Source organism: Halocynthiibacter sp. SDUM655004 (genome assembly GCF_026015885.1).
Lineage (GTDB): Bacteria > Pseudomonadota > Alphaproteobacteria > Rhodobacterales > Rhodobacteraceae > Falsihalocynthiibacter > Falsihalocynthiibacter halioticoli.
Window position 1 is genome coordinate 1 of record NZ_JAPDUG010000007.1, and the last position, 19,624, is coordinate 19,624.

Annotated in this window: 17 protein-coding genes and 1 tRNA gene; all 18 read left to right on the top strand. The window is 53.0% G+C overall.

Translation table 11 applies throughout. The annotated features are described in order from the left end of the window. A partial coding sequence (locus N9C89_RS15900; protein WP_263954460.1) for a hypothetical protein occupies window positions 1–93 on the top strand: 93 nt, incomplete at its 5' end. A gap of 144 nt (window positions 94–237) precedes the next feature. Continuing rightward, entirely contained in the window at window positions 238–897 is a 660-nt protein-coding gene (locus tag N9C89_RS16160; protein ID WP_317134939.1) for a CatB-related O-acetyltransferase, read from the top strand. An 86-nt stretch (window positions 898–983) separates the two neighbouring features. Next, a tRNA-Trp gene (locus N9C89_RS15910) sits at window positions 984–1,059 on the top strand. A 91-nt stretch (window positions 1,060–1,150) separates the two neighbouring features. After that, window positions 1,151–2,116, top strand: coding sequence for a hypothetical protein (locus tag N9C89_RS15915; protein WP_263955018.1), 966 nt, complete (start codon window positions 1,151–1,153; stop codon window positions 2,114–2,116). 103 nt (window positions 2,117–2,219) lie between these two features. Beyond that, window positions 2,220–2,423: a preprotein translocase subunit SecE gene (gene secE, locus N9C89_RS15920; protein WP_263955030.1), complete on the top strand. Its 204-nt coding sequence runs from the start codon at window positions 2,220–2,222 to the stop codon at window positions 2,421–2,423. A 185-nt stretch (window positions 2,424–2,608) separates the two neighbouring features. Then, window positions 2,609–3,142 (top strand): transcription termination/antitermination protein NusG, encoded by a 534-nt coding sequence (gene nusG / locus N9C89_RS15925; RefSeq protein WP_263955019.1) that lies wholly within the window; start codon window positions 2,609–2,611, stop codon window positions 3,140–3,142. Between the two features lie 126 nt (window positions 3,143–3,268). Next, complete coding sequence (gene rplK, locus N9C89_RS15930; RefSeq protein ID WP_263955020.1) at window positions 3,269–3,694, top strand: 50S ribosomal protein L11; 426 nt, start codon at window positions 3,269–3,271, stop codon at window positions 3,692–3,694. Window positions 3,695–3,696: 2 nt separating this feature from the next. Further along, the gene (rplA, locus tag N9C89_RS15935) at window positions 3,697–4,395 is read left to right on the top strand and encodes a 50S ribosomal protein L1 (protein ID WP_263955021.1); all 699 of its coding nucleotides are present in this window, start codon (window positions 3,697–3,699) and stop codon (window positions 4,393–4,395) included. A 237-nt stretch (window positions 4,396–4,632) separates the two neighbouring features. Then, entirely contained in the window at window positions 4,633–5,148 is a 516-nt protein-coding gene (gene rplJ / locus N9C89_RS15940) for a 50S ribosomal protein L10 (protein WP_263955022.1), read from the top strand. Window positions 5,149–5,217: 69 nt separating this feature from the next. After that, window positions 5,218–5,598: a 50S ribosomal protein L7/L12 gene (gene rplL / locus N9C89_RS15945; RefSeq protein ID WP_263955023.1), complete on the top strand. Its 381-nt coding sequence runs from the start codon at window positions 5,218–5,220 to the stop codon at window positions 5,596–5,598. 238 nt (window positions 5,599–5,836) lie between these two features. Continuing rightward, complete coding sequence (gene rpoB / locus N9C89_RS15950) at window positions 5,837–9,973, top strand: DNA-directed RNA polymerase subunit beta (RefSeq protein ID WP_263955024.1); 4,137 nt, start codon at window positions 5,837–5,839, stop codon at window positions 9,971–9,973. A gap of 48 nt (window positions 9,974–10,021) precedes the next feature. After that, a complete protein-coding gene (gene rpoC, locus N9C89_RS15955) occupies window positions 10,022–14,266 on the top strand; it encodes a DNA-directed RNA polymerase subunit beta' (protein ID WP_263955025.1) in 4,245 nt (1,414 codons plus the stop codon). A gap of 134 nt (window positions 14,267–14,400) precedes the next feature. Beyond that, window positions 14,401–15,213 (top strand): putative rhamnosyl transferase, encoded by an 813-nt coding sequence (locus N9C89_RS15960; RefSeq protein WP_263955026.1) that lies wholly within the window; start codon window positions 14,401–14,403, stop codon window positions 15,211–15,213. Continuing rightward, window positions 15,210–16,118 carry a DMT family transporter gene (locus N9C89_RS15965; protein WP_263955027.1) on the top strand — a complete coding sequence of 303 codons (909 nt, stop codon included), beginning with the start codon at window positions 15,210–15,212 and terminating at the stop codon, window positions 16,116–16,118. Before N9C89_RS15960 ends, N9C89_RS15965 begins: the two co-directional genes overlap by 4 nt. A gap of 357 nt (window positions 16,119–16,475) precedes the next feature. Beyond that, a complete protein-coding gene (rpsL, locus tag N9C89_RS15970) occupies window positions 16,476–16,847 on the top strand; it encodes a 30S ribosomal protein S12 (protein ID WP_039003445.1) in 372 nt (123 codons plus the stop codon). A gap of 12 nt (window positions 16,848–16,859) precedes the next feature. After that, window positions 16,860–17,330 (top strand): 30S ribosomal protein S7, encoded by a 471-nt coding sequence (gene rpsG, locus N9C89_RS15975; protein WP_263955028.1) that lies wholly within the window; start codon window positions 16,860–16,862, stop codon window positions 17,328–17,330. A 24-nt stretch (window positions 17,331–17,354) separates the two neighbouring features. Beyond that, window positions 17,355–19,472, top strand: coding sequence for an elongation factor G (gene fusA, locus N9C89_RS15980; protein ID WP_263955029.1), 2,118 nt, complete (start codon window positions 17,355–17,357; stop codon window positions 19,470–19,472). Between the two features lie 57 nt (window positions 19,473–19,529). Further along, a partial coding sequence (locus tag N9C89_RS15985; protein ID WP_132095103.1) for a GTP-binding protein occupies window positions 19,530–19,624 on the top strand: 95 nt, incomplete at its 3' end.

The window sequence follows — 19,624 nt, forward strand, 5'->3', positions numbered from 1 at the left end:
GCACCGATCGCGATGGAAGAAGGCCTCCGCTTTGCGATCCGCGAAGGCGGCCGCACTGTCGGCTCCGGCGTCGTATCCTCCATCAAAGAGTAAGCTTGCTCTGAAATGAATAGAGAGGGCTGCCTTCGGGCGGCCCTTTTCTTTTTTGAGGCTTGCGGTAAGATCGCCGTGAACGATGGAGGGTGACATGAACAATATCTGATCTGAGATCTTAACTTCAATCACAGAGAGATATTCATGAAACGTCCTTTCATTCAGGCCGATCGTGCCTACCCGCTAACCTTACCAAATGGTGATGTTCTAAAGAGCTTGGTTTATCTGAACCAAGTTGTCGACCACCCCAACATGAAGTTTGGTGATTACACATATTATTCGGATTTCGAGGTGGTCGAGGATTGGGCCGGTCGTATCGCGCCTTATCTATATCCTGGCGCACCGGAGCAGCTCGATGTCGGTAAGTTCGGGCAATTCGCTCATGGCACGTGTTTTATTACGGCCTCTGCCAATCATCCGATGGGTGGATTTTCGACCTATCCGTTTCTCACGTTCAATCCCGAAACCATGATGCAATATGCGAATGTGATTCCCGGCAAGGGAAATACTGTGGTCGGTAACGACGTCTGGATCGGTATGGACGCTAAAATTATGCCTGGAGTGAGAATCGGGGATGGTGCAATCATCGCGAGCGGATCCGTGGTAACAAAAGATGTCCCTGCTTACGCGATTGCGGCCGGAAACCCCGCCAAAGTAGTGAAAATGCGGTTTGATGCCGATACCATAAGAGAATTGTTAGAGATTCAGTGGTGGAATTGGCCTGTAGAACTGATTGAGGAGCACCATGACTTGATTGCAGGGGCAGATATTAGCGCGCTCAAACATGTAGCGCGCTCCCGATGAAACACGAAATGCACGCGAGATTTCGCAATTGGTGCAAATCGCTCTTGATTCCCGTCGCAGGGTGCCGTACTTCCTGCGACGGCTTTAGGGGTTTAGCTCAGTTGGTAGAGCATCGGTCTCCAAAACCGAGGGTCGTGGGTTCGAGTCCCTCAGCCCCTGCCAAAGCCGGTTTCATCCACATCGTTACTCGTTCTTTTTCTGGTATAGAAAGAGATGTTGCGCTTAAGTGCGCCTTGAAGCCGAGGGTAATGGGATGACCTCAACCAATTCAGCGCACCTCTGTGAATTCAGCTTGCATGTCGGTGCTCATAAAACGGCAACGACTCATCTTCAGCAAACGTTCAAAAAGAACAACGATCTGCTCCTAAGCGCCAGCGTTAAGTTCTATGGACCGAAAGAGCTTCGTGATGACTCACTCCAGTTTAGTGAACGGTTGGGTCTAAAGATTCCGTCAAGCTTAAGTGACGGTAATCGAGGAGGGCGATCGACGGGTGAGTCAGAGCGACGCAAAATCCAAGACTCGCAGAAACTGAACATGCCGGCGATTATTGGCGAATATGAACGGGTTATTATCTCCGAAGAGAACCTCATCGGGCCATATGTGCGACCGGAGAAGGAATTGAGCGGTAGGTTGTACCCGCGATCAGATTTGTGGCTGCGAGAATTCTCGAAGTGCATCCCGGAAACACCGGTAAATCTCTACTTCTCAACGCGGATGATCGCAGATCACATTGCCTCTCAATACGCCCAAAAACTGAAGACTGGGGTTGGGATTAGTTTCCGCAATTATGCGACGAAAATTGATTGTTTTAGGCCGTTATGGGCTGACGTAATTGAGCGGTTTTCGAAGATTGAGGGAATCGAGCAAATTTACGTTTGGCGGTATGAAGATTATAAAGATGTTCATCGCAAAGTAATGAGCTTAATGGCAGGAAGCGCTGAATTGATCTCTCGGTTTGATATGATTTCGAAGCGATCAAACCTCGGCCTTTCGCAGCGCGCTGTTGACGAGATACTGTCGTATACTCCAGAGAAAGGTGATGACTGCCCTAATCGTGCCGCGATAGCCAAAAATATCCGAGATGATTTTCCAATTTCGGACGAGTATCCAAAGTTTGCTCCTTGGAGCGAGGCGGAGCTGGCGGCATCTGCTGAAGCGTATGAAGAAGATATCGACCGCATTTGCGAATTGCCAAAGGTGACGCTTATCACGCCATAGTTCCGGTATGGTTTCCGAAACATCCCTTGCCCGCCTTGCCAAGGTGCGGGCAATGGCATATATCCCCGTGGTCGCATATGGCGAATGGTTAAAAGGCAGCACGATGGCAGCAAAACGCACAAACCCGCTTCAGTTTATTCAACAGGTCCGTTCGGAAGGGTCAAAAATCACCTGGCCGACACGCCGTGAAGTGGCTTTGACAACAGCTATGGTTTTTGTGATGGCGGCGTTGTTTGCGACCTTCTTCTCGTTGGTTGATCTTTCGATCCGTTCGTTGCTGCAATACGGGCTGAGCTTTTTCGGCTAAGGAATTCGCCGCTATTGGGTTGAATTCCGTGGCTTTCGGGGCTAATCCAAGCGGCAACATCAAAGAGGGCGTGCAGCGATTCGGGTTGCGCGCTGTTTTTTGTTCTGGGTTGGAGTGATCTAACCGTTTGGAATTTATACACCTTTTCGGGTTCTGCCCGAGGTTGAGACAAGGACTGAAGCAAGATGGCAAAGCGCTGGTATTCGGTGAGCGTACTCTCGAACTTCGAGAAAAAGATCGCCGAAGCAATTAAACATGCAGCTGAAGAAGCCGGTCTTGAGGATCAGATCGAGGAAGTTCTTGTCCCGACCGAAGAGATTATCGAGGTTCGTCGCGGCAAGAAAGTGACAACCGAGCGCCGCTTTATGCCGGGCTATGTTCTGATCCGTATGGAGATGAGCGACGAAGGATATCACCTCGTGACGTCAATCAACCGCGTGACTGGTTTCCTCGGCCCGCAGGGTCGTCCGATGCCGATGCGCGACGCTGAAGTGAACCAGATTCTCAACCGTGTTGAGGAAGGTCTTGAAGCGCCACGTACGCTTATTCATTTCGAGACTGGCGAAAAGGTACAGGTTACCGACGGTCCGTTCGAAGGGTTCGACGGCATGGTCGAGGAAGTGGACGAAGAAAACAGCCGCCTGAAGGTGACTGTAAGCATTTTTGGCCGGGCAACGCCGGTCGAGTTGGAATTCACGCAGGTTTCGAAAGAAGCCTAGTGTGCGTCGCGCGGGCTGTGGCTTGCGCATCAATGTGGGAGGGGAGCCGAGCGCGCTTGGCAATCCGGACCACACAACCAAAGACGGCGAAACGCGTTTCGTCGAAGTTGAAGAAGGAGAGGCCAGATGGCCAAGAAGATTGCTGGCACTATGAAGCTGCAGGTTCCTGCAGGTAAAGCCAACCCAAGCCCCCCCGTCGGTCCTGCACTGGGTCAGCGCGGCATCAACATCATGGAATTCTGTAAGGCGTTTAACGCCAAGACGCAGGATCTCGAGCCTGGTGCGCCTTGCCCGACTGTGATCACTTATTACCAAGACAAATCCTTCACTATGGATATCAAGACTCCTCCGGCGTCTTACTTCCTCAAGAAGGCTGCGAAGATCACTTCCGGTGCGAAAACACCTAGCCGTGAGACCGTTGGTACTGTTTCTGCGAAACAAGTTCGCGAAATTGCAGAAGCCAAAATGAAAGACCTGAACGCAAACGACATCGATGCTGCTATGCAGATCATCATGGGTTCTGCGCGTTCCATGGGCATCGAGGTAAAATAATCATGGCGAAGCTTGGAAAACGTACAGCCGCTGCTCGCGAAGCATTTGCTGGTAAAGCCGACGTAACAGTTGAAGAAGCTGTTGCTCTGGTTAAATCCGCCGCTACTGCAAAATTCGACGAAACTGTCGAGATTGCGATGAACCTTGGTGTTGACCCACGCCACGCTGACCAAATGGTTCGCGGCGTTGTTGGTCTGCCAAACGGCACAGGTAAAACTGTTCGCGTTGCTGTATTTGCTCGTGGCCCGAAGGCTGACGAAGCAAAAGAAGCCGGTGCGGATATCGTTGGTGCAGAGGACCTGATGGAAGTCGTTCAGGGCGGCAAGATCGAATTCGATCGCTGCATTGCGACTCCAGACATGATGGGCGTTGTTGGCCGTCTTGGTAAGGTACTTGGCCCACGTAACCTGATGCCAAACCCTCGCGTTGGTACGGTGACTATGGACGTAGCTGACGCTGTGAAAGCAGCAAAAGGCGGCGAAGTTCAGTTCAAAGTTGAAAAAGCTGGTGTGGTTCACGCTGGTGTTGGCAAAGCGTCCTTCTCCGAAGAGGCACTGGTTCAAAACATCCGCGCATTCGTTGATGCGGTTGCTAAGGCCAAGCCATCGGGCACAAAAGGCGCCTACATGAAATCTATCGCTGTGAGCTCGACAATGGGCCCTGGCGTAACCGTCAACGTGGATAACGCTGCCGGAAACTAATTTGGTGGGGCAACCTGCCAAATGATGGGGCCGCTGATTTGGCCCCATCCTGTCCGAGACGGAGGGTGGTTCGCAAGAGCTATAAATCCTTCCTGAGATGGGGAACGAGACAAATTTCCGAGGGTTGCCTCGGGTGATCTGGCCTCGGGACCCTGAAATTGGACCCGAACGGCCCAAACCCAAAATGGGGGCGGGTCAAACTGAGCCGGGGGGAAACCCCCAAATTTGGAGAAAACTGTGGATAGAGCACAAAAAGAACAGTTGGTCGAAGAGCTCGGCCAAATCTTTGACAGCTCTGGCGTCGTAGTGGTTTGCCGCTACGAAGGTCTCACGGTTGCTGAAATGCAAGACCTGCGTACTCAAATGGGTGCGGCTGAAGGGTCTGTTCGCGTTGCCAAAAACAAGCTCGCCAAGATCGCCCTTGAGGGTAAGCCCTGCGCAAGCATTGCTGACTATCTCAATGGCATGACTGTACTCGCTTACTCCGAGGACCCTGTGGCTGCGGCCAAGGTAGTCGAGAAGTATTCCAAAGAGAACTCCAAGCTGGAGATCCTCGGCGGTGCTATGGGCGAGACAGCACTGGACGTCGCCGGTGTTAAAGCCGTTGCTGCGATGCCATCTCGCGAGGAGCTTATCGCTTCCATCGTGGGCTGTATCGGAGCGCCAGCTTCCAACATCGCCGGTGCCATTGGCGCGCCTGCAAGCAACATCGCGAGCATCTTGTCTACTGTTGAGGACAAGGCTGCTGCTTAAGCAACATGAGCCTTCGTGGGGAATATCCTTACACGTTGGAACACAACTTAATCGAACGGAAACAGTATAATGGCTGATCTGAAAAAACTTGCTGAAGAGATCGTAGGTCTTACACTTCTCGAAGCACAAGAACTGAAAACTATCCTTAAAGACGAGTATGGCATCGAGCCTGCTGCTGGTGGCGCCGTAATGGTTGCTGGCGGTGCAGACGCTGGTGGTGCTGCTGGTGGCGAAGAGAAAACAGAATTCGACGTAATTCTGAAAGCTGCCGGTGCTTCCAAAATCAACGTGATCAAAGAAGTTCGCGGCATCACAGGTCTCGGCCTGAAAGAAGCCAAAGAGCTCGTTGAAGCTGGTGGCAAAGCCGTTAAAGAAGGCGTCTCGAAAGAGGAAGCCGAAGAGATCAAAGGCAAGCTCGAAGCAGCTGGCGCTGAGGTCGAAGTTAAGTAATTGGGCGGGGCGTTCGCTCCAACCGTTACTGGAATTGGCTGGATCCGGGATTTTCCGGGTCCAGCTTGTCGCGTCTTAGAAAAGGCCTGTGACGCAGGCAGTTTGTAAGGAGCGGTTCAATGGATCGGGCGGAATCGGTGGGACGGTTCCGAGAATAGATCCGAATGCTCTGTTTTGCGGTGCGCCCGGGATGCCCGACCTGGACGTGATCGCGAAAATCTGAAAGGTGACCACGCACATGGCTCAATCCTACCTTGGCCAAAAACGGCTTCGCAAATATTTTGGCAAAATCCGCGAAGTACTCGAGATGCCGAACCTTATTGAGGTTCAGAAGTCTTCGTATGATTTGTTTTTGAAATCCGGCGATCAGCTTCAGCCACTTGATGGCGAAGGGATCAACGGTGTTTTCCAATCGGTCTTTCCGATCAAAGATTTTAACGAAACATCCATCCTTGAGTTCGTAAGCTACGAGCTTGAAGAACCGAAATACGACGTTGAGGAATGTCAGCAACGCGACATGACCTACAGTGCACCTCTTAAGGTGACGCTGCGCTTGATCGTGTTTGATATTGATGAAGACACCGGCGCGAAATCGGTTAAAGACATCAAAGAACAAGACGTGTTCATGGGCGATATGCCCCTGATGACACCAAACGGCACGTTTGTTGTAAACGGCACAGAGCGCGTCATCGTTTCCCAGATGCACCGTTCGCCCGGCGTTTTCTTTGACCACGACAAAGGCAAAACCCACTCTTCGGGTAAGCTTCTGTTCGCATGTCGGATTATCCCTTACCGTGGCTCTTGGCTCGATTTCGAATTCGACGCCAAAGATATCGTTTACGCTCGTATCGACCGTCGCCGCAAACTTCCTGTTACCACGCTGCTTTATGCGCTTGGTCTTGACCAGGAAGGCATCTGCGATGCGTATTATGATACCGTTGATTACAAGCTCAAGAAGAACAAAGGTTGGGCAACCAAGTTCTTCCCTGAGCGTGTGCGCGGTACACGTCCGACGTTTGATCTTGTTGACGCGAAAACAGGTGAAGTCATTGCCGAAGCTGGCAAGAAAATCACACCACGCGCCGTTAAGAAACTGATCGAAGAAGGTAAAGTCACAGAGCTTCTGGTTCCGTTTGACAATATCCTCGGCAAGTTTGTTGCACGTGACATCATCAACGAAGAAACCGGTGCGATTTATGTCGAAGCTGGTGATGAGCTGACCTACGAGTACGACAAAGCTGGTGAGATCACCGGTGGTTCGCTCAAAGAACTGCTTGATGCGGGTATCACTGATATTCCGGTTCTCGACATCGACAACATCAACGTTGGTCCGTACATCCGCAACACAATGGCCGCCGATAAGAACATGAGCCGCGAATCCGCGCTTATGGATATCTATCGCGTCATGCGTCCGGGCGAGCCGCCCACCGTTGATTCTGCGTCCGCGCTGTTTGACACGTTGTTCTTTGACAGCGAACGTTACGACCTTTCTGCGGTTGGTCGCGTTAAGATGAACATGCGTCTTGATCTTGATGCAGAAGACACACAGCGGACCCTTCGCAAAGAAGACATTATCGCTTGTGTGAAGGCGCTGGTGCAGCTTCGTGACGGGCACGGTGATGTGGACGATATCGACCACCTCGGCAACCGTCGTGTGCGCTCTGTTGGCGAACTCATGGAGAACCAGTACCGCGTCGGTCTGTTGCGCATGGAGCGCGCGATCAAAGAGCGTATGTCTTCGGTTGAGATCGACACAGTCATGCCGCAAGACCTGATCAACGCGAAACCGGCGGCTGCCGCTGTTCGCGAATTCTTCGGGTCGAGCCAGCTGTCGCAGTTCATGGACCAAACCAACCCGCTTTCCGAGGTGACACACAAGCGTCGTCTCTCCGCGCTTGGGCCAGGTGGTCTGACACGTGAGCGCGCGGGCTTTGAGGTTCGCGACGTGCATCCAACGCACTATGGCCGCATGTGTCCGATTGAAACGCCGGAAGGTCCGAACATTGGTCTGATCAACTCGCTCGCGACATTCGCGCGTGTGAACAAATACGGCTTTATCGAAACGCCATACCGCAAGGTTGTGGACTCTACAGTGACCGATGAAGTTCACTACATGTCCGCGACTGAGGAAATGCGCCACACTGTTGCGCAGGCGAACGCCCATCTTGATGAGAACGGCAAGTTCCAAAACGATCTTGTGTCGACTCGTCAGTCCGGCGAATACACTCTGAGCCCTGCTGGCAATGTTGATCTGATCGACGTTTCGCCAAAACAGCTCGTCTCGGTAGCTGCTTCGCTTATTCCGTTCCTTGAAAACGACGACGCCAACCGCGCTCTTATGGGCTCGAACATGATGCGTCAGGCTGTGCCGCTGCTCCAAGCAGAAGCGCCGCTCGTTGGTACAGGTATCGAAGAGGTTGTGGCTCGCGACTCTGGTGCGGCCATCATGGCGAAACGTGCTGGTATTATTGACCAAGTTGATGCGCAGCGTATCGTTGTGCGTGCGACTGCTGATCTTGAGCCGGGCGATCCGGGTGTAGACATCTATCGTCTCCGCAAGTTCCAGCGTTCCAACCAAAACACCTGCATCAACCAGCGTCCGCTGGTGAAAGTAGGCGACAAGGTAGGCAAGAACGAGGTTATCGCTGACGGTCCGTCTACGGATATCGGTGAGCTCGCGCTTGGTAAAAACGTGATCGTCGCGTTTATGCCTTGGAATGGTTACAACTACGAAGACTCCATTCTGATCTCCGAGCGTATCGTTCGTGACGACGTGTTCACTTCGGTTCACATCGAAGAATTCGAAGTTGCGGCGCGTGATACAAAACTCGGCCCAGAGGAAATCACACGCGATATTCCAAACGTTGGTGAGGAAGCCCTGCGCAACCTCGACGAAGCGGGTATCGTTTACATCGGTGCTGAAGTTCAGCCTGGTGACATCCTCGTTGGTAAGATCACACCAAAAGGCGAAAGCCCGATGACACCGGAAGAAAAGCTTCTGCGTGCTATCTTTGGTGAGAAAGCTTCGGATGTTCGCGATACATCGCTCCGCGTTAAACCGGGTGATTTCGGGACCGTTGTGGAAGTTCGCGTCTTTAACCGCCACGGCGTGGAAAAAGATGAGCGTGCCCTTCAGATCGAGCGTGAAGAAGTCGAACGTCTTGCACGTGACCGTGATGACGAGCTGACAATCCTCGACCGCAACATCTATGCCCGCCTGAAGTCTATGGTTCTGGGTAAAACTGTTGCCAAGGGTCCGAAAGGTGTCAAATCTGGCTCCGAAGTGACCGAAGAGCTTCTGGAAACGCTTTCCAAAGGTCTGTGGTGGCAGCTTGCGCTTGAGGACGAAGACGCGGCGAAAATCGTTGAAGCTCTGCACGCTCAGTACGAAGTGCAGAAAAAGGCGATGGAAGCACGCTTCGAAGACAAGGTTGAGAAGGTTCGCCGCGGCGACGATCTGCCTCCGGGCGTGATGAAGATGGTCAAAGTCTTTGTCGCCGTGAAGCGCAAGCTTCAGCCGGGTGATAAGATGGCCGGTCGTCACGGGAACAAAGGTGTTATCTCCAAGGTTGTACCAATGGAAGATATGCCGTTCCTTGCCGATGGTACGCCGGTTGACTTCTGTCTGAACCCTCTTGGTGTGCCTTCGCGTATGAACGTTGGTCAAATTCTTGAAACTCACATGGGTTGGGCCAGCCGTGGCCTTGGTATCCAGATTGACGACGCGCTTCAGGAATACCGCCGCTCTGGCGATATGACACCTGTCCGTGACGCCATGAAGATCGCCTATGGTGATGCCGTCTATGACGAAGGTATCGCAGAGATGGACGAGGATCAGTTGATCGAAGCTGCGGGTAACGTAACCCGCGGTGTTCCGATCGCGACACCTGTGTTTGATGGTGCCAAAGAAGCAGACGTGAACGACGCGCTGAACCGCGCTGGCTTCGATGTTTCTGGCCAGTCGATCCTTTATGATGGCCGTACAGGTGAGCAATTCGCCCGCCCAGTTACGGTCGGTGTGAAGTATCTTCTCAAACTGCACCACCTCGTGGACGACAAAATCCACGCACGTTCAACCGGGCCTTACAGCCTTGTTACGCAGCAACCTCTGGGCGGTAAGGCTCAGTTCGGTGGCCAGCGTTTCGGGGAGATGGAAGTCTGGGCGCTCGAAGCTTATGGCGCTGCCTATACCCTGCAAGAGATGCTGACTGTGAAGTCGGACGACGTTGCAGGCCGGACCAAGGTTTACGAAAGCATCGTCAAAGGCGACGACAATTTCGAAGCTGGCGTACCGGAAAGCTTCAACGTGCTTGTGAAAGAAGTCCGTGGCCTCGGCCTCAATATGGAACTCCTGGATGCGGAGGATGACGAGTAGAGCACCCGCTCTCTCGTCTCCCCTTCCCCTGATTAAAAGGAACGCAAAATGAACCAGGAACTGACAAACAACCCGTTTAACCCTCTTGCTCCGCAAAAGACCTTTGATGAAATCAAAGTGTCGCTTGCTTCGCCAGAGCGGATCCTGTCGTGGTCTTTCGGTGAAATCAAAAAGCCGGAAACAATCAACTACCGTACGTTCAAGCCAGAGCGTGACGGCCTTTTCTGTGCGCGTATTTTCGGGCCAATCAAAGACTACGAATGTCTTTGCGGCAAGTATAAGCGCATGAAGTATCGCGGCGTTGTCTGCGAGAAATGTGGTGTTGAGGTTACGCTTCAAAAAGTGCGCCGTGAGCGCATGGGCCACATCGAACTCGCAGCACCCGTTGCGCATATCTGGTTCCTCAAGTCGCTCCCAAGCCGGATCGGCCTGATGCTTGATATGACGCTCCGTGATCTCGAGCGCATTCTCTACTTTGAAAACTATGTGGTGATCGAGCCGGGTCTGACCGACCTGACATACGGTCAGCTCATGAGCGAAGAAGAGTATATGGACGCCCAAGATGCGTTCGGTATGGACGCCTTCACTGCGGGTATCGGTGCGGAAGCAATCCGCGAGATGCTCTCGATGATCGATCTTGAGTCCGAAGCCGAAACGCTCCGCGCCGACCTGGCCGAAGCAACTGGCGAACTCAAGCCCAAGAAGATCATCAAGCGTCTCAAGATTGTTGAAAGCTTCCTTGAGTCCGGCAACCGCCCTGAGTGGATGGTGATGACGGTGATCCCTGTGATCCCGCCAGAGCTTCGTCCGCTCGTGCCGTTGGATGGTGGTCGTTTTGCGACGTCTGACCTCAACGATCTTTATCGTCGGGTTATCAACCGGAACAACCGTCTGAAGCGTCTTATTGAGCTTCGTGCGCCTGATATCATCGTGCGTAACGAAAAACGGATGCTGCAAGAGTCGGTCGATGCGCTGTTTGACAACGGCCGCCGCGGTCGTGTGATTACAGGTGCGAACAAGCGTCCGCTGAAATCGCTCTCTGACATGCTTAAGGGTAAGCAGGGTCGTTTCCGTCAAAACCTCTTGGGAAAACGCGTCGACTTCTCTGGCCGTTCTGTGATTGTGACCGGTCCAGAGCTGAAGCTGCATCAATGTGGTTTGCCCAAGAAGATGGCGCTCGAACTTTTCAAGCCGTTCATCTACAGCCGCTTGGAAGCCAAGGGCCTGTCTTCAACCGTTAAGCAAGCGAAGAAACTCGTTGAAAAAGAGCGTCCAGAAGTATGGGACATTCTTGACGAGGTGATCCGCGAGCACCCAGTGATGCTGAACCGTGCGCCAACGTTGCACCGTCTTGGTATTCAGGCGTTTGAACCAACGCTGATCGAAGGCAAAGCGATCCAGCTTCACCCGCTCGTATGTTCTGCGTTTAACGCTGACTTTGACGGTGACCAAATGGCGGTTCACGTTCCGCTGAGCCTTGAGGCCCAGCTTGAAGCGCGTGTTCTGATGATGTCGACAAACAACGTTCTGTCGCCAGCAAACGGTTCGCCGATCATCGTTCCGTCACAGGATATGATCCTTGGCCTCTATTATATCTCGCTGATGCGCGAAGGTATGAAGGGCGAGGGCATGGTCTTTGCTGATGTTGACGAAGTTCAGGCCGCTCTTGATGCGGGTGAGGTTCATCTGCACGCCAAGATCCAAGCGCGTATTCCTCAGATTGATGAGGAAGGCAACGAGATCATGGTTCGCTATGAGACTACTCCTGGCCGTGTTCGCCTTGGCGCACTGCTGCCAAAGAACGCGAAAGCGCCGTTTGATCTGGTGAACAACCTTCTTCGGAAAAAAGACGTTCAGAATGTGATCGACACTGTTTACCGTTACTGCGGCCAGAAAGAGTCGGTTATCTTCTGTGACCAGATCATGACCATGGGTTTCCGTGAAGCGTTCAAAGCCGGTATTTCCTTCGGCAAGGACGACATGGTTATCCCTGACTCCAAGTGGCCCATCGTTGATGAAACACGCGATCAGGTTAAAGACTTCGAACAACAGTACATGGACGGTCTGATTACTCAGGGCGAGAAGTACAACAAAGTTGTTGATGCCTGGTCGAAGTGTAACGACAAAGTCACCGATGCGATGATGTCGACTATTTCGGCGACCCGTACCGATGAGAATGGCGCGGAAATGGAGCCGAACTCGGTTTACATGATGGCTCACTCCGGTGCGCGTGGCTCGGTTACTCAGATGAAACAGCTCGGCGGGATGCGCGGCCTGATGGCCAAGCCGAACGGCGACATCATCGAGACACCGATCATCTCGAACTTTAAAGAAGGTCTGAGCGTTCTTGAGTACTTCAACTCGACACACGGTGCCCGTAAGGGTCTGTCTGATACCGCGCTGAAAACAGCGAACTCCGGTTATCTGACACGTCGTCTGGTTGACGTTGCCCAAGATTGTATCGTGCGCGAGCATGATTGTGGCACCGAGACATCAATCACCGCAGATATCGCGGTTAAGGATGGTGAAGTTGTTGCAAGCCTTGGCGAACGTGTTCTTGGTCGTGTTGCTGGTGAAGACGTTGTTAACCCCGGCACAGACGAAGTTATCGTTTCGAAAAACGAGCTGATCGACGAGCGTAAAGCAGACCAGATCGAGGCCGCTGGCCTGACAACGATCCGCGTTCGCAGCCCGCTAACCTGTGAAGCTGAAGAAGGCGTTTGCGCCATGTGCTACGGCCGTGACCTTGCGCGCGGTACCTTGGTGAACCAAGGCGAAGCTGTCGGTATCATCGCGGCGCAGTCCATCGGTGAGCCGGGTACACAGCTTACTATGCGGACCTTCCACATTGGTGGTGTTGCGCAGGGTGGTCAGCAGTCGTTCCAAGAAGCAAGTCATGAAGGCACAATCGCCTTCTCGAACGACGCGCTTCTCGAAAACGCGGCTGGTGAGCTCGTTGTGATGGGTCGTAATATGCAGCTCGCAATCATCGGCGACGATGGCGAAGAGCGCGGTAGCCACAAGGTGACTTATGGTTCCAAGCTTCACGTCAAAGCTGGTCAGAAAGTATCGCGTGGCGATAAACTCTACGAATGGGATCCATACACGCTTCCAATCATCGCGGAGAAGGCCGGTACAGCGAAACTGGTTGACCTGATCAGCGGTATTTCGGTGCGCGATGATACCGATGACGCAACCGGCATGACCCAGAAGATCGTGACCGATTGGCGCGCTGCGCCGAAGGGTAACGAGCTGAAACCTGAAATCTTCATCATCGGTGACGATGGCGAGCCTCTGCGCAACGACGCAGGCAACCCAGTGTCTTATCCGATGTCTGTGGATGCGGTTCTTTCTGTTGAAGAAGGCACCAAAGTTCAGGCTGGTGACGTGGTTGCGCGTATCCCGCGCGAAGGGTCGAAAACCAAGGATATTACCGGTGGTCTGCCACGGGTTGCGGAACTCTTTGAGGCGCGTCGCCCCAAAGATCACGCGATCATCGCAGAAGTTGACGGTTATGTCCGCTTTGGCCGCGACTACAAGAACAAGCGTCGCATTTCGATCGAGCCTGCAGATGAGAGTCTGGAGCCAGTCGAATACATGGTGCCAAAGGGTAAGCACATCCCAGTTGCCGAAGGTGATTTCGTTCAGAAGGGCGATTACATCATGGACGGTAACCCGGCTCCGCACGATATTCTTGCGGTTATGGGAGTTGAAGCTCTGGCCAACTACATGGTCGATGAGGTTCAGGATGTGTACCGTCTGCAAGGTGTGAAGATCAACGATAAGCATATCGAAGTGATCGTGCGCCAGATGCTGCAAAAATGGGAAATCCTTGATAGCGGTGAAACAACGCTTCTCAAGGGTGAGCATGTTGATAAGGCCGAGTTTGACGCCGCCAACGCTAAGGCAGAGGCCGCTGGCCGCCGCCTTGCTTCGGGTGAGCCAATCCTTCTCGGTATTACCAAAGCATCGCTGCAAACGCGTTCGTTCATCTCGGCAGCGTCGTTCCAAGAGACAACCCGTGTACTTACCGAGGCGTCTGTTCAAGGTAAGCGCGACAAACTGGTTGGTCTCAAGGAAAACGTCATCGTGGGTCGCTTGATCCCTGCGGGTACTGGTGGGGCAACCCAGCAAATCCGTGCGGTTGCGGTGAAACGCGATAACGCCGTGATTGAAACGCGTCGTGAAGAAGCAGAGCAGGCCGCTGCGTTGGCCGCACCTGTTCCAACAGAAGACGAGATCATCGGTGGTGATGTGTTCAAGAGCGACATCCCCGAGAGCCGCGAAGACTAAAAGTCTTTAGCACGCGTTGAAATTGGCCCCCTCGCTGAAAGGTGAGGGGGCCTTTCTTTTTGGGACAGTGATTTCTTGTCTGGGAAATCTGCTTTCCCGCGACTAGGTTGAGCGAAACAACCGCGAGTGTTTGCATGCCGTCGGATTTCAACAACCAAATAATAGGTCTTGTTCGCTTCTCTTTTCCTGCTCTGTCAGGGTTCGGGAAGGGTGGACAAGATATTGCCGAGCGCGAGGCGTTCCTCTTTGATCCGGCACGTTTGGAGCGGCGGTTCTACCTGTTTGAAAAACTGTGCTTGCCGTCTCTGTTGGCGCAAACCGATTCCGATTTTATTATTTTGTTTCTGATCGGAGAACGGATGCCGCCAAAGGCTGTCGCTCGCCTTGCGAGGTTGATCGCTCCGCTTAAAGATGCGCGCATCATTCAACGACAAAGCGGCCATAACTATGGAGCGGTATGCAAAGCATTCGACGAAGTGGGCGCGGTCGGCTTTACCCATCGCACGAGTTTTCGTTTAGATGACGATGACGCGCTGTCTTGTACTTACATTGAGCGGCTCAAACAAACTGCGCGAGATTTGAAACCAATGTGCCGGCCCAAAAGTCCCGTTGCGGTCGCGTTTAACCGTGGGTTCTATGTTGAGGTTCAAGAGGGTGAAAATACTGTTATAGACGCAAGCGAACGAACGCCCGTTTCGGTTGGCTCGGCGTTATTCGCTGAAGTGAGCGAGCCGCAGAATATCTATGCACGCAATCATCGTTTTCTTGGCCAGTTTTTTAATCTGTATTCCGACGTAGGTGTTCCTAATTTCATTCGGACGATCCATGCGGATAACGATAGCAAACCGTCGATCGTGGGGCTTTCGAACATGATGTCGCCCCAAACAGTTGCCGAGGAAATTGCAGCAAACTTTCCCTTTGAAATAGCAGAATTGAAATCCCTATGACCGTCGAAACGACCCAACGCGAGAACTTACAAGGTGTAGGGATGATGACGGCTTCCATGGCGGGTTTTGCCATAAATGATGCGTTCATGAAGCTCGTGCTCGAAAACGTGCCATTCTACCAAGCTATTGTTCTTCGTGGGCTTGCCGTCACCTTTATGTTGGTGCTGATCGGGCTGTACCTACGAAAGCTGGATTTTCGCCTGTCTCGACGCGATGGGAAGCTCGTGCTTTGGCGGTGTGTGGGCGAGGTCGGCGCGACCTATTTTTTCATCACCGCACTTATTCATATGCCAATTGCGAATGTGACGGCTGTTTTGCAATCGCTCCCATTGACTGTAACCTTGGCAGGGGCGGTGTTCATGAAGGAGCCATTGGGCTGGCGACGCTTTTCAGCAATTGTCGCTGGGTTTATGGGGGTTCTGCTCATTGTCCGTCCTGGCGCGGACTTTGACGTCTACGCCCTCTATGCGCTGGGGGCGGTCGCCTGTGTGACCTTGAGGGATTTGTCCTCTCGGCGTCTACCTGGGCATATATCGACATGGACGGTGTCGGTCTTCGCTGCCATCTCGGTTACGCTTTTTGGTTTGGTCGGAAGTCTGTTTGAGCCGTGGGAGCCGGTATCTGCATCATCATTCGGATTGCTGGCCGGAGCGACCCTCTGTTTGATCGGTGCCTATGTGTTTAGCGTGAGTTCCATGCGTACCGGAACCTTGGCCGTTGTTACGCCTTTCCGATATACGGGAATCCTCTGGGCTATCATTTTGGGCGTCGTGGTATTTGGCGACTGGCCCGATACACTGACCATCATAGGAATCATTATCGTCGTCGGGTCTGGTTTGGTTACGCTATACCGCGAGCAGGTTATGTTGCGCCGGAAGATTGATTCCCGCGTGACACGGATTTAGCCTAGGTTTGGCGCTCGAAACTCGAAGTAGACAGGCAGTTTTCAATGATACGCGCTATTTTTTGCCTGCTGCGCAAGAGTTGATGTATTTGCGGCCATAGTCGTGTTGACAACCACCGCGACTCCTCATAAACAGCGCCCACTTGGCACGGGTGTATTCCCATTTGCCGTTGTCAGAACCGAAGTGGTCACGATCCGGGCCTAACAGCTCCGATCCTCTGAATGCCCGCCGCGTCGTTCCCGAGAAAGGGGAATGGATGTGGTTTTTTGCGTTGTGTAAACGGGAAACGCCTACTCGCCTGCGGGGTTTCGCCTCGTTTTTGATAATTTTGTGTTGCAACACGGGGAAATAACCGGAATGCCAACGATACAACAGCTGATCCGCAAGCCGCGCCAGCCGAAAGTCAAACGCCAGAAGTCCATGCACCTGCAGGCTTGTCCTCAGAAGCGTGGTGTCTGCACACGTGTCTATACAACGACACCAAAGAAACCTAACTCCGCTATGCGTCGAGTCGCCAAGGTGCGCCTGACAAATGGTTTTGAGGTCATTAGCTACATCCCGGGTGAAGGTCACAACCTTCAGGAACACTCTGTTGTTCTGATCCGCGGCGGCCGTGTGAAAGACCTTCCGGGTGTTCGCTACCACGTTCTTCGCGGTGTGCTGGATACCCAAGGTGTTAAAGACCGTAAACAACGTCGTTCGAAATACGGCGCCAAGCGTCCTAAATAAGGAGAGGCCGAGATGTCCCGTCGTCACGCCGCAGAAAAACGCGAAGTCCTTCCAGACGCAAAGTTTGGTGACCGCGTTCTGACTAAATTCATGAACAACCTCATGATTGATGGTAAAAAATCCGCCGCTGAGCGTATTGTTTACAACGCATTCGACCGCGTTGAAGACAAGATCAAGCGCGCACCTGTAGAAGTGTTCCACGAAGCACTCGAAAACATCAAACCGTCCCTCGAAGTGCGTTCGCGCCGCGTGGGTGGTGCGACATACCAGGTGCCTGTTGATGTGCGTCCTGAGCGTCGTGAAGCACTTGCCATCCGCTGGTTGATTTCGTCTGCGCGCAACCGCAACGAAAACACAATGGAAGAGCGTCTCGCCGGCGAGCTGCTGGATGCGGTCAACAACCGCGGCACAGCCGTCAAGAAGCGCGAAGATACGCACAAGATGGCCGAGGCGAACAAAGCCTTCAGCCATTACCGCTGGTAACCCTTAGGGCTTAGGACCAACACCATGGCACGCGAATACCCACTCGAAAGATACCGCAACTTTGGCATCATGGCGCACATCGATGCAGGTAAAACAACCTGTTCCGAGCGCATCCTGTACTACACAGGCAAGTCTCACAACATTGGTGAGGTGCACGATGGTGCGGCCACCATGGACTGGATGGAGCAAGAGCAAGAGCGCGGTATTACAATTACCTCCGCTGCGACAACAACATTCTGGGAGCGCACAGAAGACGGCCAAACAGCCGAAACTGATAAGCACCGGATGAACATCATCGACACACCGGGCCACGTTGACTTCACAATCGAAGTTGAGCGTTCGCTTGCGGTTCTTGATGGTGCAGTTGCTGTTCTTGATGCGAACGCTGGTGTTGAGCCTCAGACAGAGACTGTTTGGCGTCAGGCTGACCGCTACAAAGTTCCACGTATCGTTTTTGTTAACAAAATGGACAAAATCGGCGCGGACTTCTTTAACTGCGTTCACATGATCCAAGACCGTACTGGTGCGACACCTGCACCGATCCAAATCCCAATCGGTTCTGAAACAGAACTCGAAGGCATGGTTGACCTTGTCACCATGGAAGAGTGGGTTTGGGCTGGTGAAGACCTCGGCGCATCTTGGGAAAAACGCCCAATCCGTGCCGAACTTCAGGACACAGCGAACGAGTGGCGTTCGAAGCTCATCGAGACTGCGGTCGAGATGGACGACGACGTGATGGAAGCTTACCTCGAAGGCGAAGAGCCAGACGTGCCAACACTGCGCCGTCTGATCCGTAAAGGTACGCTTGAAATCAAATTCATCCCTGTACTTTGCGGCTCCGCGTTTAAGAACAAAGGCGTTCAGCCTCTGCTCAACGCTGTGATCGACTATCTGCCGAGCCCGCTCGACGTTGTTGATTACATGGGCTTTAAGCCAGGCGACGAAACAGAGACACGTGACATTCCCCGCCGCGCGGACGATGACATGGCGTTCTCGGCGCTTGCGTTTAAAATCATGAACGACCCGTTTGTTGGTACACTGACATTCACACGGATCTATTCCGGCGTTCTGAACAAAGGCGACAGCCTGCTGAACTCTACGAAAAACCGCAAAGAGCGCGTTGGCCGTATGATGATGATGCACTCGAACGACCGTGAAGAGATCCAAGAAGCATTTGCTGGCGACATCATCGCGCTGGCCGGCCTCAAGGACACAACAACAGGGGATACCCTCTGTGCTGTGAACGATCCTGTGGTTCTCGAAACAATGACATTCCCTGATCCTGTGATCGAGATTGCTGTTGAGCCGAAAACCAAAGCCGACCAAGAGAAAATGTCTGCTGGTCTTGGCCGTTTGGCTGCTGAAGATCCTTCTTTCCGTGTGGAAACTGACCTCGAAAGCGGCCAGACCATCATGAAAGGTATGGGCGAACTTCACCTCGACATCCTTGTTGACCGCCTGAAGCGTGAATTCAAGGTTGAGGCGAACATCGGTGCGCCACAGGTTGCTTACCGCGAGACTATCGGTCACGAGGTTGAGCACACTTACACGCACAAGAAGCAGTCTGGTGGTTCCGGTCAGTACGCTGAAGTTAAACTTCAGATCATCCCGACAGAGCCTGGCGAAGGTTACTCCTTCGAGAGCAAGATCGTTGGTGGTGCTGTTCCAAAAGAATACATCCCTGGTGTTGAAAAAGGCATCAAATCGGTTATGGACAGCGGCCCTCTCGCCGGCTTCCCAGTAATCGACTTCAAGGTTGTTCTTCTCGACGGTAAGTTCCACGATGTTGACTCCAGCATCCTCGCCTTCGAAATCGCTGCCCGTATGTGTATGCGTGAAGGTATGCGCAAAGCTGGCGCGAAACTGCTCGAGCCAATCATGAGCGTAGAGGTTGTTACTCCTGAGGATTACACAGGTAACATCATCGGCGATCTGACATCCCGTCGTGGGCAGGTTCAGGGTCAAGACGCACGCGGCAACGCAATTGCGATCGACGCCTTTGTTCCTCTGGCCAACATGTTCGGCTACATCAACAACTTGCGCTCCATGTCTTCGGGCCGCGCAAACTTTACGATGCAGTTCGACCACTACGAGCCAGTTCCACAGAACATCTCGGACGAAATTCAGGCGAAATTCGCCTAAACGAAAATGCGGGTGCTGCCTTGGTGGCCCCCGCTCATTACATAAAAGGAGGCCATCATGGCTAAGGAAAAGTTTGAGCGTACGAAACCGCATTGCAACATCGGCACGATTGGCCACGTTGACCACGGTAAGACTACATTGACAGCTGCAAT